The sequence below is a fragment of the Rhodocyclus tenuis genome, assembly GCF_014197755.1.
GTDB lineage: Bacteria > Pseudomonadota > Gammaproteobacteria > Burkholderiales > Rhodocyclaceae > Rhodocyclus > Rhodocyclus tenuis.
This window is the reverse complement of the sequence record NZ_JACIGE010000003.1, coordinates 246,675-263,672: the sequence shown is the minus strand read 5'-3', so window position 1 is coordinate 263,672 and position 16,998 is coordinate 246,675. Positions and strand designations below refer to the sequence as shown.

Here is a 16,998-nt window from a genome sequence, read left to right as displayed (position 1 = left end):
CGGTTCAGGGCGTGGCACTGGTGCGAACGGTGATCCAGTCGATCTGGCATTCTGCCTGCAATTGGGCGGCGCTGCCCGCGCGCTCGATGCCACTTCGCGGCAGGCGGGTTACTCCGCAACTCTTCACCTGGATCAGCGCTTTTGCCCGCTGCTGAAGTTCTTCGACCAGCCGGATCAGGTCTTCCTCATGCAGGAGTTTCAGCTGCAGCTTCATGCTGCTGACGTAGAAACGGAAGCCCGCCGCATCGCCGGCACTGTTGGCGTCGCCGTTCCTGCTGTCGCTCTCGAGCGGGCGTTGCGGCGAGATTTCGTACTGCAGGTCGATCAGGCGGTGGGTGTCGCGAATGTCGCGGAGCAGTTCGACCCACTCGAGGCGCTGCTCTTCGCCGATGACGCCGCGCCTCTGCAATTCGCCGAACAGCGAGGACTTGAGCTTGATCTCCTTTTCTTCCTCGCTGACGCGCTGCAGCTTCTGCTCGAAGGAACTGCGTTCGGCGGCGGCGGCGCGTTCGTCGCGTTCGGCATTCATTGCCCGGTCGCGTGCGCCGATGACGCATGCCGCGCCGATGGCGATCATCAGTACGCTGGCCAGCAGGCTGCCCTGCACTGCGCGCAGATCGCTCAAGGCGAACTTCATCGTTCAGCCCTCCGTCCGATGGCGATGGTGAAGGCGCGCGGTTTTTCATTGTCGAAAAGTATCTCGCCGCCGCGCAAGCTCTTCCCTGACTCGACGTCAAAGGGCTGCTGGACGACGCTGACGCGCCATTGCGGATCGGCTTTCAGCGAGGCGACAAAGGCATTGAAGGCTGCCAGTACCTGCCGTGGCGGCGCTGCTGCATCGAGGCGCAGAAAACCGCGCAGCACGGCGCCGTCGATCTCGCCGGCGAGCAGACCTTCGCCGCTGCCGCTTGTCGCCGGTGCGCCGCTGCTGCTGGCCGCCTGCCAGTCGATCGCTTCGAGTTCAATCTGCGGCGCGCTGTCGAGCGCGTGACTGAGGCGGCGGTAAAACGTTTGCGGTGTGCTGCTGTGCGTTTCGATCTCGGCGTAACGGTTGATGATGCGGCGCAGCGTCTCGTTGTCGGTGGGGATTGCCGGAAAGGTACGCACGATGTCGGCGTAACGCAGACGGGCGCTCGCTGCTGCTGCGCTGAATTCTTCCTTTTGCGCCAGGCGCTGTTCGCTGTCGATCAGTTGCTTGCCGGCAAACAGCAGACAGGCAGCCAGCGTTACCGCGCCAATGCCGACGATGCCGCGTCGTAGCTGCTGCAGGTGGAATGCGTGGCGCTGGTCGTCGTCAGCGAACTGCGCCTTCGGCGGGGCAACGGCGAGCAGGTGCAGGAACAGCGTCTCCGAGCGGCAGTCCGCAGGCGGGGTTTTCAGGCCGCAGCGGTGCGCCGCGTCCGCAAGGTCGAGCAGCCGGAAGCGCAATGTTTCGCCATCGACGCAGCTGGCGGCGATGGTCTTGTGTGCACTGGCGTGTGCCAGCAGGCAGGCAGTGATCGGCTGGTTGCGCGCGACCAGCCGCTGGCTGGTGAGGTACTGCTGCAGCTTTCTCGCTTCGCCGGCCAGCGCCTGCGCGATGCCGCTGATGCTGCTGTCTGGCAGCGAAGCCTGGCGGGAAAAGCGCAGCTCGCCTTTCTCGAAGTAACTCTGCCGGATGCTCTGATCCTGTACCGTCAGCAGCAGGCAGCGTTCCTCGTCGACGTGCAGGCGGCGCAACAGTGTGCTGCCGAGCAAGGCCTGCGTATAGATTCCCGACAAGGCGCAACCGGCTTGCTGCAGCGCTGCCAGCCACGGCGTGAAGAATCCCGGATTGGTCAGCCCGGCGAGCAGCAGGCGCTCCTCGCGTCGCCGGGTCTGCTCGCGTCCGAGCGAGACGGCGGTGCTCAGGCTGCTGCCGAAAAACTGTTGCCCGAGCTTGCGCCGGATGACGGTGGCGCGGTCTGCGCCGCTGAGGAAGGGGATGGTTTCCAGCTGGAATCCCTCCTCGGCGACGTTGGCGAGCAGGGCGAAGCTGTCGCGCGGGTGGCGCGCGAGGTAAGCGGCGAACTGCGCTGCACCGCGTTCGCCGATCTCGAAGCTTTCTTCCTCGTCAAGCTTGGCCGCCTGCCAGCGGTAGGCAGTCAGGTGATAGGCGTTGAGGTAGAGAAGGCGACGGCTAGCCATGGCTTACGTCTTGATGTGGCTGATCACGTCATACACCGGTCCGAGCACCGAAAGCATGATCCAGCCGAGCAGGCTGCCGAGCAGTACGGTGAGCAGCGGTTCAATGATCTGCTGCACCTTCTCGACAGATTCGCGCACGTCGCGGTTGTAGAAGTAGCTGACGTTGGCGAGCGCCTCGTCGAGCGCGCCGGTCGACTCGCCGACGCGCAGCATGCGGATCACCAGTGGCGGGAACAGGCCGACGGCGTGAAAGGCGCCGGTGACGTTGCGCCCCTCGCCGATCAGCTGTTCGGCACGCTCCAGTCCGCGGCGGATGACCAGATTGCCGACGACACCCTGCGTCGTGCGGATCGCTTCGAGGATCGGGATACCCGCGGCGTAGAGCAGGGCGAAGGTGTTGGCGAAGCGCGAGAGGATGATCTTGCGCAGGATGCCGCCGACCAGCGGCAGCCCCAGCTTGAACGCATCGTAGCGCAGGCGCGCCAGCGGGTTGCGCAGGATCATGAAGCGCAGCGCAAAGAGGGCGGCGACGGGCGCCAGCAGGAAGAGATACCACCAGGCAACGAGCAGGTCGGAGACGAAGAACAGCGCCTGCGTCTGCAGGGGAAGCGTCTGCCCCATGTTCTTCACGAAGATCTTGAGCTGCGGCACCATGTAGATCATCAGGAAGAAGGTCGCGGCGACGACGATGCTGCCGACGAAGGCCGGATAGAGCAGAACCTTCTTCGTCTGCGAGGCGAGTTCGTCCTCCCACTTCAGCGACTCGGTCAGCCGCTGCAATACCTCCGCCAGTCGCCCCGAACTCTCGCCGGCGCGGATCAGGCTGACGAACACCTTGTTGAAGTCGCGGCCCTGCCCGGCCATTGCCTGCGACAGTGTTTGCCCGCCCTCGATCGACTCGATCAGGTTGGCGACGACTTCGCGAAAACGCGCGTTTTCGAGGCTGTCGCGCAGGTCGCCGAGTCCTTCGAGGATCGGCACACCGGCGCGCGCCAGTTGTTCGAGGTGGAAGCAGAAGTTGATCAGCTCGCGTCGTGGCACGCGCTTGGCACCGAACAGGCCGCGATGGCTGACTGGTTCGCCGTCGATCAGGTCGAGCTCCATGCGCCGCAGGCGCATTTCGAGGTCGATCAGGTTGAGCGCGTCGATACGCCCGAGGGCGCGTTTGCCGCGGGCGTCGATCGCGCGATAGCTGAACAGCGGCATCGGCCTTACATCCGGTCGGTGAGGTCGATGACGCGGCCAAGTTCCTCGATCGAGGTCGAGCCGTCGAGCACGCGGCGCAGGCCGTCTTCGGCCAGCGTACGGAATCCCTGCCGGTCGGCGATGTGGCGCAGTTCGCGCGCGGTGGCGCGGCGCGCGATCATCTCGTCGAGATCGGCGTTGACGCGCAGCAGCTCCATGATCGCCAGACGGCCGCGATAGCCCTGGAACTCGCAGCGCTCGCAGCCGCAGGGACGGTAGAGCACCGGCCGCTCGCCGTCGCCAGCGATGCCGAGCAGACGGATTTCGAACGATTCGGCCTGATACGGCGTCTTGCAATGCACGCAGAGCTTGCGCACCAGTCGCTGGGCGACGATGCCGATGATGTTGCCGGCCATGATGTCGGGCAGGATGCCGATGTCGAGCAGGCGCGGGATGGCGCCGATCGCCGAATTGGTGTGCAGCGTGGTGAACACCTGGTGCCCGGTCATCGCCGCGCGGAACGCCATTTCGGCGGTGGCCGAGTCGCGCACTTCGCCAACCAGAATCACGTCCGGGTCCTGGCGCATCATCGAGCGGATGCCGTTGGCGAAGTCGAGTTTCGCCGATTCGGCGATCGACGTCTGCCGCACCATCACCATCGGGTATTCGACCGGGTCTTCGAGGGTCATGATGTTCAGACCCTCGGCGTTGATGTGATTGAGGATCGAATATAGCGTCGTCGTCTTGCCGCTACCAGTCGGCCCGGTAAACAGGACCATTCCTTCCGGGCGGGCGATCATCAGCTTGAGCTGGTCGAGATGGTCGGGCGCCAGCCCCAGGCCTTCGAGCGGCACCAGACCCTTCTGCCGGTCGAGGATGCGCAGGACGACGTTCTCGCCGTGAATCGTCGGCTGCGCGGCAACGCGGAAATCGATCGCCCGGCCGCTCATGTTGAGCGAGATGCGACCATCCTGTGGCGCGCGCGTTTCGGCGATGTTCATCCCCGACAGCACCTTGATGCGTACCGCCATCGCCGGCCAGTAGGATTTGTGCAGGGCGCGGATCTGCCGCAGCATGCCGTCGATACGGTAGCGGATGCGCAGGAAGCTCGCTTCCGGCTCGAAGTGGATGTCGGAAGCGTCGCGCTTGACGGCGTCGGTGAGGATCGAATCGACCAGTCGTACCACCGGCTGGCTGTATTCGTCGGTCGAGGCCTGCAGGCTGCGCACGTCGATTTCGCCGGTTTCGATCTCGTGCAGGATGCCGTCGATCGACAGTTCGTAGCCGTAGTACTGGTCGATGGCGCGGTCGATTTCCGAGTCGCTGGCAAGCAGCGTCTCGATGTCGATGTCGTCGCCCACCTGCGCGCGCACGCGGTCAAGGGCGACCAGGTCGTTAACGTCGGTCAGCGCCAGCGTCAGGCGCTGGCTGTGGGTGTCGTAGTCGAGCGGTAGCAGGCGATGACGCTTGGCCAGTTCGCGCGGGACGAGCTTGAGGCCGGCCGGGTCGACGATGGCGTGCGCGAGGTCGATGCTCTGCTTGCCGAGGCTTTCCGACAGCGCCTCGCGCAGCGTTGCTTCGGAGACGAAACCCAGCGAGACGAGCAGCTTGCCGACCGGCTGGTTCGACTTCATCTGCTCGAGCAGCGCGATGCGCAGCTGGTCCTCGCTGAGGATACCCTGAGCGATGAGAATCTGGCCGAGTGCGCGGTGCTGCGAAGACGGGGCGTTCATCGGGGACGAATTATCGGCAGTGCGTGAGCTGACGGGGAAAGCGTTGGGGCCGCCTGGGCATGCCGGGATCAGGGCTGCAGTTCGGCAATTCGGCGTTGTACGGCGGCACTGTCGAACGCCGCCGGGCGTCGGGCACTGGCGTCGAGCGCCATGCGGTAGTGCTGCGCGGCGAGCTTGCTTTGCCGCAGATGGTCAAGGCTGACCGCCAGGTTGTAGACAATGTCGGCGTTATCGGGCGCCGCCGTCCATGCCCGGAAATAGGACTGCTGCGCTTCGGCCCAGCGGCTTTGCCGCGACAGCACGTTGCCGAGCGCGAAGTTCAGCGCCGCGGATTCGGGCTGGCCGGAGAGCAGTATCTTCAAGCGGCTTTCCGCCTGCAACGGGTCGCCCTGAGCACGCAGATTGATCAGTCCGGCCTGCGCGTCCGGGTCGGCCGGGTTGGCTTCGAGCGCGCGCAGGTAGAGCGCCTCGGCTTGCGCGTAGCGTCCTTGCCGGCTGGCGACAAGGGCCAGACCGAGCAGGGCGTCGAGGCTGCGCGGGTCGCGCTGCAGCGCCAGTTCATAGTCGCGCTGTGCCTCGTCGGTCCTGCCTTCCTGCACGGCAAGATAAGCGCGCGTCAGGAGCGTGTCCGTTCTGGGTCCGCTGCTGCTCAGGCGCAGCGGCTGCTCGCTCTCGCCCGCGGCGGCTGTGGACGTGGCGGGCTGCCGCGAAGCGGACCGGCGAGCGGCAGGGCGCGCGTCAGCAGCCGCGGCGTCGACCGCGACCAGACCGGCAGCTGCCGCAAGGGCGGCGTTTGCCGCGGCCGGCTTTGCTGCGCCAACGGACATTTCTTCGCCGGGGCCGCTTTTGTCCGCCAGTGGCGGCTTGTCCGCGCCGCCTGCTTGCGCGCTGTCGCGGGGCGTTGCCGGAAGCGTCGGGGTGGCGTTGCCGGCGCTGGCGCCGGATTCATCTGGCGGCAGTGTCGCCGGGGTCGGGGCGGCAGTCACGCCGGCGGGCGCAAGCGACGAATGCTTGCCGGCTTGCAACTGCCACCAGAAGTAGCCAGTGATGAGCAGCGCGGCAAGTATGGCAAAGCCGATGAAAAGAATGATCGGCTGGCGCGTCGGTGCTGGCTGCTTGGCGGCGAACAGTTGGCGCGCGGCGGCACGTTCAGCGGCCTCGTCCGCAGCCGCGGCCGGGGGGGCGCTGGTCTTTGCCGAACGTGACGATACCGGCTCCAGCGTCAACTCCGCCGGATGGCCCGGCGCCGTTTGCGCATCTGCCTGTCTCTTGCTCGCTTCCGCCTTTTTCAGCGCGTCCATGAGCAGACTCACCGCGCGGCCCCCGGTTGTGGCGTCGACGTGAAGAAATCGTCCTTGGGCAGGAAGCGGCGCATCTCGCCAAAGTCGCCATCAATGCTGGCGTCCTTGAGAACGATCGGGCGCAGGAAGACGACCAGTTCGGTCTTGGTCGTCGTGTCATTGCGTTGCTTGAACAGTTCGCCGACGTAAGGTATCCGCGATACGCCGGGAACGGCGTTGTCGACGTAGTCGATTCGGTCTTCGATCAATCCGCCCATCACGGCGATGTTGCCGTTTTCGACGCGCATCACAGATTCCATTTCGCGCGTACGCACGACTGGAATCTCGCTGGTTATGGCCTTGACCTTGCATTCATTACCGTTAGTGATGGCGCCGCAAGGATAGGCAAGTGCCGGATTGGGGTCTGTAACCCAACGCACGATGCTCGAAATGCTCGGTCGGATGTTGAGCATCACCGTGTCGCCGTCGCCAACCTGCGGCGTCACGTTCATGACGAAGCCGACGGGGACTGACTGCAGCGTCGTCGTGAAGGTTGTTGTCGAGGTGTTGGCAGTGGACGTGGTGTCGGCCTTGAGCGTGAAGTAGACCTCGTTATCGACGACTTTGAGCACCGCGGTCTGGTTGTTCATTACCGAGAGTTTCGGGCTGGACAGCACCTTCACTGTACCGAAGGCGTCAAGCAGCTTGACTGCTGCTGAAATATCCCCATAGCGCGATGTGGCGTTGGCATAGGAAAGCTGGAAGAAAGTGTCGGGTAGTTTGGAAATGTTCTTACTGTCGGCAGTCGTTATATTGCCTTGGTTGAACGAGAAACCAGCACTGCCAAGCTTGGTCGACTTCCAATCAATTCCCTGCTGATAATTGTTGGACAGCTTCACTTCAGCGATGGTCGCTTCGATCAGCACCTGCCGCTTGACGCTCTGCATCACCTGATCGATGAACTCCTGCACCTTTTCGTGCTGGCGAGCGGTGGCGCGCACGGTGATCACGCCCGATTCGGCGTTGGCGATGACCGATGCGGCTTCGCGGAAGGTCGAGCGGCGAACGACGGTGGTGCCACTGTTCTGCAGCGTCGCCGGATTGGGGCTGCTGGCCAGCGAGGGAATCGACGTTGCGTTGCGGCCGCCGAGCGCCGCCGGGTTGGCGCCGGTGCCGGTGGTGCTTTGCGCGTTGTTCTGTTCGACCACCGTCTCGCTGGTACCTTCGGGCAGGATCTTGTCGGTCTCGCGCAGGATGTCCTTGATGTTCTGTTCGAGCTTTTCCCAGAAGTGGTTCTGCGCCTTGTTTTCAATGCGCGTGATCGAGTTGTTGGCGCTCGCCGTTGCCGTCGCCGTGCCGCCAGTGCCTGTTCCCGGAGTCCCTGACGCGACTTGCGTCGTCACTGCGACGGTTCCCGTCGTGTCGCGACTCATATTTACGTAGTCGACCTTGTAATTCTTCAGGTAGGGCGTGTCGGGCATGACGACGAGATTGGCACCGTCGAGTTCGAAGCGCATGTCGACCTGGCTGGCGATGCGCTTGAGCAGCTGCGGCAGCGTCTGATCGATGGCGTTGAGCGTTACCGAGCCGCTGATTCCGGGGTGAATGTCGACGTTGATCTTCGCGTCGCGCGCCAGTGCGAAGAGCAGATCGTGCACGCGCACGCCGTTGACGACGACGCTGTAGGTTTCGGTTCTGGCGGTGGCGCGGGGTGGCGGCAGGGCGACCGATTGCTGCACCGGCGGCGGGATCGTTCCGGCGCGATTGTCGGCGTTGTCGGCGCGCAGATGCGCCGGCGAGGGGTCACGGATGGTCGGCGCAGTGCAGGCGGAGAGCAGGACCGCCGCGGCGGCGGCGCAGGCGGATCGCAACAGCATACTCGGGCTCGACTTGGCAGAATGTCGTCGTGATGATAGCACGCGCAATCCTTGCAGCCGCAAGCGAATCGGGCGTTCTCGCGGCCTCCGCCGGCGTTGCTGCACGCCGGGTTTTTCAGCGCAGCTTGCTCACCTGACGGACGTACGGGCGCGACTCGCGGATGGCGGCCGGAAGCCGGGCGAGCGCGCTTTCGGCAGCGGCGACCGACGGGTAGTCGCCGTAGATGACGCCGATTTTTTCGCGGCCGCTCAGTGCTGAGCGATAAACGTGGATCTGTTCCGGGTCGAGATGCTGCTGCACGTTGCCAAGAAAGCGCTCGGCGGCAGCACGGTTGCTGGCGTCGGTGCTGAACAGCTGGATGAAATGGTGCGTGTCGGGCGCACGGCGCAGCCACTCTTCACTCGCGCCGAGGCGTTCTTCCAGCGTCTTGCTGATGCCGGCCGACGGCGGCGCGGTGGCGACGGCAACGGCCGGAAGCAAGGTGGGTGAGGCAGCAGGGGGCGCGGGTGTCGCGGCTGGCAAGCCCGCTTGGGCGCTGGCTGGCGTGCTGCTTGTGTCGCCGCGGTTTGCGCCGTCCATGGGTTGCGGCGTAGCGGGTTCACGCGCTCTTGTCGGCGCTGCCGGATCGTTGCTGGCCACCGTTGGCAAGTTGGCGCTGGCGGCTGCGTTGAGGGGCGCTTCAGCGCCGGTGTGCGTGCCGGCGAAATAGGCCAGAGCGGCGACGACGATCAGCGCAGCGGCGCCAACGCCGGCGCGCAGCTGCCATGACGGCGGCGTCGAGCGCATCGGGCCGAACTGGGCGTCGGCGATCGCTGCCTTGACCTGGCGCGCGTCGATCATGTGCCCGCCTTCCGAAAATGCGGCGAGCAATGCCTTGTCGGCGAGGATGTTGATGCGCCGCGTCAGTCCTTCGGAAGCGTCGCTGATCAGCTGCCGGGCGGCGGGAGTAAACAGGTCCGGGCCGCGATAGCCGGCGGCGCGCAGGCGGAACATCAGATAAGCGCCGACGTCATTGCGACGCAGGGGTTCGAGCGCGAAGTTGTGCGTAATGCGTTCGCGCAGTTGCCGCATCGACGGGTTGGACAGGTGCTGGTCGAGTTCGGGCTGTCCGAACAGCGCGATCTTGACGAGTTTGTGCCGGCTGGTTTCGAGATTCGAGAGCAGGCGGATCTCTTCGAGAGTTTCCGGCGGCATGGCATGCGCTTCGTCGATGAGCACGACGACGCGGCGGCCGCTGGCGTAGATTTCGATCAGCCGGTCCTGCAGGGCGCCGAGCAGCAGACGCGTGCGCTCGTCGGGCAGCGGCGCTTTCAGCTCGCTGGCGATGGCGAAGAGGATTTCCTCGCGCGTCAGCGATGGGTTGGCGAGGAATACCGTTTCGAAGTCTGGCGACAGTTTTTCGAGCAGCATGCGGCAGAGCATGGTCTTGCCGCTGCCGACCTCGCCGCTGACCTTGACGATGCCTTCATCGTTGCTGATGGCGTAGGCGAGGGCGTCGAGCGTCGCGCCACGGTTGGCGCCGGCAAAGAAGAACTCGGTATGCGGGGTGATGCGAAATGGCGCCTCGCGCAGGCCGAAGTGTTCGAGATACATGCTTATGGCTCCTTGGCCAAGGATTCCATGCGATTGTAGAGCGTCGTCCGGTTCAGACCGAGCAGTCGTGCCGCCTGGCTGACGTTGCCGTTCACCAGCTTGAGCGCGGCGTCGATGTAGTTGCGTTCGACGTCGGCGAGCAGGTGGTCGAGACTGAACGCTTCGGCCTGCTGCAGTCGGCGCAGGGCGCCGGCAAGTGCCTGCGGCTCGCCCACGTCGTATCCGCTTGCCGGCAGCGCTGTTGCTCCGGCCACCGGAAGTGGCGCGAGCACCGGCGCCCTGGCGGTCTCTTTGCTGTCGGTGGCGGCAATCAGGTCGAGTTCGGATTCAAGCTCGCTGGCCGAAACCTGCGCGCCGGCGTGTCGCGCCATCAGCCGGATGACGATGTTGCGCAACTCGCGCACGTTACCGGGGAATGGGTAGTCTAGCCACAGCGACTCGGCGGCAGCATCGAGACGGAAAGGCGCCTGTTGCGTCTGCGCCGCATAGAGTTGCCGGAAATGGTCGAGCAGGAGCAGGCGGTCGTTGCCCAGTTCGCGTAGCGGCGGCACGCTGACCGAAAAGACCGAAAGCCGGTGGTAGAGATCGGCACGGAAACGGCCGGCACGCACTTCGCTGCGCAGGTCGCGGTTGCTGGCGGCGACTATGCGCGCCCGGCTGAGGCGTTTCTGCGTTTCGCCGACGCGCTGATATTCGCCGTTTTCGAGTACGCGCAGGAGCTTTGCTTGAAGTTCAAGCGGCAATTCGCCGATTTCGTCGAGAAACAGGGTGCCGTCGCCGGCATCTTCGAAGTAACCCGCTTTCGCCGTCGCCGCACCGGTGAAAGCGCCGCGCGCATGGCCGAACAGCGTCGGCTCGACCAGCGTCGGCGAGATCGCGGCGCAGTTGATGGCGAGGAAAGGGCGCTCGCGCCGTCGTGAGTCCCAGTGCAGACAGCCGCTGGCGACGATTTCCTTGCCACTGCCCGATTCGCCTTCGATCAGCACCGGAAAGGGCGAGTTGGCTACCTGTCTGAGCTGGATGCGCAGGCGCTGCATCGGTGCGCTGTCGCCGATCAGGACGGCATTCGCCGCGGTGCGCTGGCTGGCTTCGACAGCACGGAAAGTCAGCGCACGGCGCAGGGTTTCGAGCAGATCGCCGGGGTCACAGGGTTTGGGGACGAAATCGACGGCACCGATAGTGCGCGCGTGGCGGGCGTTGCTGTCGTCGCTCTGGCCGGAAAGGACGACGATTTTCATCTCCGGCGAGTTTTGCAGCAATTCGCCGATCAGGGCAAAACCCTCGTCCGGGCGATGCGGCTGCGGCGGCAGTCCGAGATCGATCAATGCCGCCTCGGGCGGGCGGCGCAACTCACGCATCAGTTGCATGCAGTGCGTGCGCGAGTGACTGGCGATCACTTCAAAGGCCTGCTGCATCGAATAGCCCAAGGTGTCCGTGATCAGCGGATCGTCGTCCACGATCAGCAGCAGCGGTTTCTGTTGTGTCGGGCGCTCCGGTGTCTCGAGCATCGGGTAGGAGTGAGTGAATTTAAGCAAAGTCTATTATTTCACAAATATATATGCCCGCAATTTTGCCCCGGAACGGGCGTAATCCGTCAGGTATAATCACCGACTGCTTTTTTCTCGGAATGCACTGGTGCCAGACCACGACAGCCTGGTCAGAATCAAGGACCTCAGCTTCTCTTACGATGAACGACCCGTTCTCGACGGAATCAACATGGAGATTCCGCGAGGCAAAGTGGTGGCCATCATGGGCGGTTCGGGCTGCGGCAAAACGACACTGTTGCGCCTGATCGGCGGTCAGTTGAAGCCGACGCGTGGCGATGTGCTGGTCGATGGTCGCGCCGTCAATCGCATGGGGCACGAGGAGTTGTATGCCTTGCGCCGGCGCATGGGCATGCTGTTCCAGTTTGGCGCGCTGTTTACCGACATCTCGGTGTTCGAGAACGTCGCTTACCAGATGCGCGAGCATACCGACCTGCCGGAAGAACTGATCCGCGACCTGACCTTGCTCAAGCTCAATGCCGTCGGTCTGCGTGGCGCGCACGCGCGCATGCCGGGCGAGCTGTCCGGCGGTCAGGCGCGGCGTGTGGCGCTGGCGCGCTCGATTGCGCTCGATCCGATGCTGATGATGTACGACGAGCCCTTTACCGGCCTCGATCCGATTTCGCTCGGCGTCATCGGTCAGTTGATCCGCAAGCTCAACGACGCGCTCGGCGCCACCTCGATCATGGTCACGCACGACATCCACGAGTCGCTGCAGATCGTTGATTACATCTATTTCATGTCGGCGGGTCGCGTCGTCGCGCAGGGAACGCCGGACGAGATCCGCGCCTCGACCGATCCTTTCGTGCACCAGTTCGTCAATGCCGAAGCCGACGGGCCGGTACCATTCCATTATCCGGCGCCGCCCTACGGCGAAGAGTTGCTGCGCGGAGCCGCGCATGGCTAGTCGAATGCTCGACCTCGTTGCCGCGCTCGGCCATCGCCTCAACGAGAAGCTGATCCGGCTGGGTTTTGCCACGCGCTTCTTCTTCATGCTGCTCGTCTATTCCGGGCAGTCGTTCACGCGTCTGCATCTGACCATCCGCGAGATCTACTTCTCGGGCGTGCTGTCGCTGCTGATCATTCTCGTCTCGGGCTTGTTCGTCGGCTTGGTGCTCGGCCTGCAGGGCTACGAAACGCTGCAGCGCTATGGTTCTTCCGACGCGCTCGGTGTGCTCGTCGCCCTGTCGCTGACGCGGGAACTCGGGCCGGTCGTCGCTGGTCTGCTTTTCGCCTCGCGTGCCGGTTCGTCGGTGACCGCGGAAATCGGCCTGATGAAGGCGACCGAGCAGCTGACGGCGATGGACATGATGGCGGTCAATCCGATTGCGCGTGTCGTCGCGCCGCGCTTCTGGGGCGGCGTCATCGCGATGCCGCTGCTGGCGGCAATGTTCTCGGCAATGGGGGTCTTCGGCGGTTATCTGATCGGCGTCGTCTTCATCGGTGTCGATGAAGGCGCTTTCTGGTCGCAGATGCAGTCTTCGGTCGATTTTCGCGAGGACATCGTCAATGGCGTCATCAAGAGCTTTGTTTTCGGTGTTGCTGTCTCGCTGATCGCCGTTTTCGAGGGCTATGACTCGGCGCCGACCGCCGAGGGCGTCTCGCGCGCCATCACGCGCACTGTCGTCACGTCCGCGCTCGCCATTCTGGCGCTCGATTTCGTGTTGACCTCGTTCATGTTCCGGGGGGTTTGATGAATCGCAAGCTGCTCGACCTGTGGGTCGGTGTTTTTGTTGCCATTGGCATCGCTGCGCTGTTGTTTCTGGCGCTAAAGGTCGGCAACATGTCGGCCGCCAACTTCGTCGAGACTTACTCGCTGACGGCCAAGTTTGATAACATCGGTGGCCTGAAGGTGCGTGCGCCGGTGAAAAGTGCCGGCGTTCCGGTTGGCCGGGTCAGCGAAATCCACTTTGATCCGCAGACCTACGAAGCGGTAGTGACGATCAACGTCGATACGCGTTATCGCTTCCCGAAGGACACGTTTGCTTCGATCCTGACCTCCGGCCTGCTCGGAGAGCAGTACATCGGACTGGATGTTGGCGGTGATGAGAAGATGCTGGCGGCGGGCGGCGTGATCGCCAAGACGCAATCGGCCGTGGTGCTGGAGAAGCTGATCAGTCAGTTCCTCTTCAGCAAGGCATCTGATGGCCCGGACAAGAAATAATTTGATAAAGGTGGGTTCGTGAAAAAGCAGACCGCGCAGCGTCTCCGTCGTATCGTCCCGCTGATTGCCCTCGCTGTGCTCGCGCGCGGCGCCATGGCGGCCGACAATCCGAAAGACCCGTTCGAGGGGTTCAATCGGGCGATGTTCCAGGTTAATGAAGGCATCGACGTCGTCGTCAAGCCGGTGGCCAAGGGCTACGACGAGGTGGCACCCTTGCCGGTCAAGGCTGTCGTCGGCAATTTCTTCGGCAATCTTTACGATGCGTGGACGGCGGTGAACAATCTGCTGCAGGGCAAGCCGGGCGATGCTGCTTCCGATGCCGGCCGCGTGCTGGTCAATACGGTGGTCGGTATCGGCGGTGCTTTCGATATCGCCAGCGAAATGGGCCTGACCAAGCATTCCGAAGATTTCGGCCAGACGCTGGCGGTCTGGGGCGTCGGCGATGGCCCGTATTTCTACTGGCCGATCATCGGGCCGCGTACGACGCGCGACACCGCCGGCTGGGCGGTCGACTCCTGGGCCGATCCGGTATGGGGCCTTGACGAAGTGCCGGTGCGCAACAGTCTGGTCGCGGTGCGTTTCATCGACACGCGTGCCGCCCTGTTGCCGTCCGACAAGGTTGTCGAGGAAGCGGCGTTCGACAAGTACAACTACATTCGCGACGCCTACCTGCAGCATCGGCACAGCGCGATTCGCGACGGCGCACGCGAGAAAGACGATCTGACGAACTAGCAGGCGCGGCGCCGGTCAATCCGCTGCGCTCTTGATTGGCCGGCTCTTTCGGGACGCCGGCCAACTGATTTTGTAAGCTCCCTTTTTGCTATTGCTGGAAGTCATCCATGAAGGCACTTGTTTCCCGCGTTGTCACTTTCTGTTTCGGGCTGTCAATGTTTGTAGCGCTGCCGGCGCTGGCGCAGCAGGCGGCTCCGGACGCCCTGATCAAGCACGTCACCGAGGATGTTCTCGTCGTCGTTCGCGCCGATCGCGACATCCAGAGCGGCAACACCAAAAAGGCCATTGATCTGGTCGAAACCAAGGTTCTGCCGCACTTCAACTTTCAGCGCATGACTTCGCTTGCGGTCGGTCGCGACTGGAGCAAGGCGACGCCCGAGCAGAAGAAGCGGCTGTCCGACGAATTCCGTACGCTGCTGGTGCGCACCTATTCGAATGCGCTCACCGCCTACCGCAACCAGACCGTCGCCTACAAGCCGCTGAAGTTCACCGATGCCGACACCGACGTGGTCGTCAAGACCGAGATCCTGCAGCCGGGCAACAAGCCGGTGCAGCTCGATTACGCGCTGGAGAAGCAGGCCGATGGCTGGAAGGTGTACGACGTCATCGTCGGTGGCATCAGCCTGGTGACCAACTACCGCGATACCTTCCGCCAGGAAGTCAGTGCGGCGGGAATCGACGGCCTGATCCAGATGCTGGTGACCAAGAACCGCCAGCTCGAAGCCGGCAAGTCCGCCGACAAGAAATGATTGAACAAGCTGGCGACCGGCTACGCGTCACCGTGCCGATGGTGATCGGCAACGCGCGCGCGCTGCTCGAAGCCGGGCGCGCGCGTCTCGGCGCCGGCGAGAATGTCGTCGATCTGGCGGCGGTCGATGAGTCGGACTCGTCGGCGCTGACCGTCATCTTTGCTTGGGCGCGCAGCGTGCAGGCGCCGGGCAGCAGCTTGCGCATCGTCAATCCGCCGGCGAGCATGCTCAGCCTGGCTGAGCTCTACGGCGTTGCCGAGTTTCTTCCGCTCGCCTGATTCCCGGGCAGCGCAGCAGTCGCGGAGGGCGTCATCGCCGTCGCAGTTTCCATCCGGCAAGTCGAAAAGCGATTCGGGGCGCTGCGTGCGCTCGACGGTGTTTCGCTCGAAATCGGCGACGGGGAGTTCTTCGGCCTGCTCGGCCCGAACGGCGCCGGCAAGACGACGCTGATCTCCTGTCTCGCCGGTCTGGCGCGTGCCGATGCCGGCCGCATCGAGGTGCGCGGACATGACGTCGTCGCCGACTACCGCAATGCCCGGCGCATGCTCGGCGTGGTGCCGCAGGAACTCGTCTTCGACCCGTTTTTTTCGGTGCGCGAGACGCTGCGCATCCAGTCGGGTTACTTCGGCATTCGCAATAACGACGACTGGATCGACGAGATCCTCGCCGAACTCGACCTGACGACGAAAGCCGACACCAATATGCGCCGTCTTTCCGGCGGCATGAAGCGGCGCGTGCTGGTGGCGCAGGCCCTGGTGCACAAACCGCCGGTGATCGTTCTCGACGAGCCGACCGCCGGCGTCGACGTCGAACTGCGGCAGGGCTTGTGGCAGTTCGTCAGCCGCCTCAACCGCGAGGGCCACACTGTCATCCTGACCACGCATTACCTCGAGGAAGCGCAGGCCTTGTGCGGGCGCATCGCCATGCTCAAGGCCGGGCGGGTGGTCGCGCTCGATACCACCGAAAACCTGCTGGCGCACCATTCCACGCGCTCGTTGCGTGTTCGTCTGGCGCCGGGTAGCGAACTGCCGTCGGCGCTACGGGCGCGTGCGCAGGCCGATGGCGACGGCTGGCGCCTGCGCTACGTCGATGCCAATGAAATCGAGCCGCTGCTCGCCGCACTGCGCCTTGCCGGCTGTCGTCTTGAAGACCTGCAGTTGTTGCAGGGCGATCTCGAGGACGTGTTCATCGAACTGATGCAGCAGAGCGGGGCCGGCGCATGAGTGGCATGACGACGCTGCTGCGCAAGGAGGTGCTGCGCTTCTGGAAAGTGAGTTTCCAGACCGTCGCCGCGCCGGTGCTGACGGCCATCCTCTACCTGCTGATCTTTTCGCATGTGCTCGACGAGCATGTGCGCGTGCACGGCGTTCCCTATGCCGCCTTCCTCATACCCGGTCTGGTGATGATGTCGGTGCTGCAGAACGCCTTCGCCAACAGTTCGTCGAGCCTGATCCAGTCGAAGGTCACCGGCAGTATCGTCTTCGTGCTGCTGCCGCCGATCTCCTACGTCGAGTTCTTCTTCGCCTTCGTCGGTGCTGCCGTTCTGCGCGGTCTGGTCGTCGGTCTGGGCGTCTTTGCCGCAACAGCGATCTTCGCGCCGCTGTCTTTTGCCGCGCCGCTGTGGATTCTCGTCTTCGCCGTGCTCGGCGGCGGCATCATGGGTGCGCTCGGCGTCATCGGCGGCATCTGGGCGGACAAGTTCGACCAGCTCGCCGGTTTCCAGAACTTCCTGATCATGCCGCTGACCATGCTTTCCGGCGTCTTCTACTCGATCGCCTCGCTGCCGCCTTTCTGGCAGCAGGTTTCGCACTTCAACCCCGTTTTTTATATTATTGACGGCTTCCGTTTCGGCTTTTTCGGCGTTTCCGACGCTGCGCCGGAACTGAGCGTCACCGTCGTCGCTGCCTGTTTTGTCGTCGTCACCGCGGTGGCGCTGGCCTTCCTGCGCAGCGGTTACAAGCTGAGGAACTGATT

Annotated in this window: 16 protein-coding genes; 8 read left to right on the top strand and 8 right to left on the bottom strand. The window is 64.0% G+C overall.

From position 1 onward, the window contains the following. Positions 1-4 precede the first annotated feature (4 nt). The 8 genes from GGD90_RS06365 to GGD90_RS06330 all read right to left on the bottom strand — a co-directional run bounded on the left by GGD90_RS06365 (position 5) and on the right by GGD90_RS06330 (position 11,343). A complete protein-coding gene (locus GGD90_RS06365) occupies positions 5-637 on the bottom strand; it encodes a hypothetical protein (protein WP_153115410.1) in 633 nt (210 codons plus the stop codon). Continuing rightward, entirely contained in the window at positions 634-2,166 is a 1,533-nt protein-coding gene (locus GGD90_RS06360) for a hypothetical protein (RefSeq protein ID WP_153115409.1), read from the bottom strand. Before GGD90_RS06360 ends, GGD90_RS06365 begins: the two co-directional genes overlap by 4 nt. Before the next feature lie 3 nt (positions 2,167-2,169). Beyond that, positions 2,170-3,372, bottom strand: a complete 1,203-nt coding sequence (locus GGD90_RS06355) for a type II secretion system F family protein (protein ID WP_153115408.1) — start codon at positions 3,370-3,372, stop codon at positions 2,170-2,172. Between the two features lie 5 nt (positions 3,373-3,377). Further along, positions 3,378-5,084, bottom strand: coding sequence for a GspE/PulE family protein (locus GGD90_RS06350; RefSeq protein WP_153115407.1), 1,707 nt, complete (start codon positions 5,082-5,084; stop codon positions 3,378-3,380). A 68-nt stretch (positions 5,085-5,152) separates the two neighbouring features. Next, positions 5,153-6,385: a tetratricopeptide repeat protein gene (locus GGD90_RS06345; RefSeq protein WP_153115406.1), complete on the bottom strand. Its 1,233-nt coding sequence runs from the start codon at positions 6,383-6,385 to the stop codon at positions 5,153-5,155. Between the two features lie 8 nt (positions 6,386-6,393). After that, entirely contained in the window at positions 6,394-8,241 is a 1,848-nt protein-coding gene (gene mshL, locus GGD90_RS06340; RefSeq protein ID WP_153115405.1) for a pilus (MSHA type) biogenesis protein MshL, read from the bottom strand. Between the two features lie 115 nt (positions 8,242-8,356). Then, positions 8,357-9,835 carry an AAA family ATPase gene (locus GGD90_RS06335; RefSeq protein ID WP_153115404.1) on the bottom strand — a complete coding sequence of 493 codons (1,479 nt, stop codon included), beginning with the start codon at positions 9,833-9,835 and terminating at the stop codon, positions 8,357-8,359. Positions 9,836-9,837: 2 nt separating this feature from the next. Beyond that, on the bottom strand, positions 9,838-11,343 hold the full coding sequence (locus GGD90_RS06330; protein ID WP_153115403.1) for a sigma-54-dependent transcriptional regulator: 1,506 nt from the start codon (positions 11,341-11,343) through the stop codon (positions 9,838-9,840). 127 nt (positions 11,344-11,470) lie between these two features. Between GGD90_RS06330 and GGD90_RS06325 the strand changes: the two genes are divergently transcribed. The 8 genes from GGD90_RS06325 to GGD90_RS06290 all read left to right on the top strand — a co-directional run bounded on the left by GGD90_RS06325 (position 11,471) and on the right by GGD90_RS06290 (position 16,996). After that, positions 11,471-12,286, top strand: coding sequence for an ABC transporter ATP-binding protein (locus tag GGD90_RS06325; protein ID WP_184414983.1), 816 nt, complete (start codon positions 11,471-11,473; stop codon positions 12,284-12,286). Between the two features lie 4 nt (positions 12,287-12,290). Continuing rightward, on the top strand, positions 12,291-13,073 hold the full coding sequence (gene mlaE / locus GGD90_RS06320; RefSeq protein WP_153115468.1) for a lipid asymmetry maintenance ABC transporter permease subunit MlaE: 783 nt from the start codon (positions 12,291-12,293) through the stop codon (positions 13,071-13,073). Then, complete coding sequence (gene mlaD / locus GGD90_RS06315; protein ID WP_153115402.1) at positions 13,073-13,543, top strand: outer membrane lipid asymmetry maintenance protein MlaD; 471 nt, start codon at positions 13,073-13,075, stop codon at positions 13,541-13,543. The genes mlaE and mlaD overlap by 1 nt, the downstream gene beginning before the upstream one ends. 18 nt (positions 13,544-13,561) lie before the next feature. Then, a complete protein-coding gene (locus GGD90_RS06310; RefSeq protein ID WP_228273642.1) occupies positions 13,562-14,275 on the top strand; it encodes an MlaA family lipoprotein in 714 nt (237 codons plus the stop codon). Between the two features lie 107 nt (positions 14,276-14,382). Next, positions 14,383-15,024: an MlaC/ttg2D family ABC transporter substrate-binding protein gene (locus tag GGD90_RS06305; RefSeq protein WP_153115401.1), complete on the top strand. Its 642-nt coding sequence runs from the start codon at positions 14,383-14,385 to the stop codon at positions 15,022-15,024. Continuing rightward, positions 15,021-15,302: an STAS domain-containing protein gene (locus GGD90_RS06300; protein ID WP_228273641.1), complete on the top strand. Its 282-nt coding sequence runs from the start codon at positions 15,021-15,023 to the stop codon at positions 15,300-15,302. Before GGD90_RS06305 ends, GGD90_RS06300 begins: the two co-directional genes overlap by 4 nt. A 33-nt stretch (positions 15,303-15,335) precedes the next feature. After that, positions 15,336-16,247: an ABC transporter ATP-binding protein gene (locus GGD90_RS06295; protein ID WP_153115400.1), complete on the top strand. Its 912-nt coding sequence runs from the start codon at positions 15,336-15,338 to the stop codon at positions 16,245-16,247. Continuing rightward, positions 16,244-16,996: an ABC transporter permease gene (locus tag GGD90_RS06290; RefSeq protein ID WP_153115399.1), complete on the top strand. Its 753-nt coding sequence runs from the start codon at positions 16,244-16,246 to the stop codon at positions 16,994-16,996. Before GGD90_RS06295 ends, GGD90_RS06290 begins: the two co-directional genes overlap by 4 nt. Positions 16,997-16,998 lie beyond the last annotated feature (2 nt).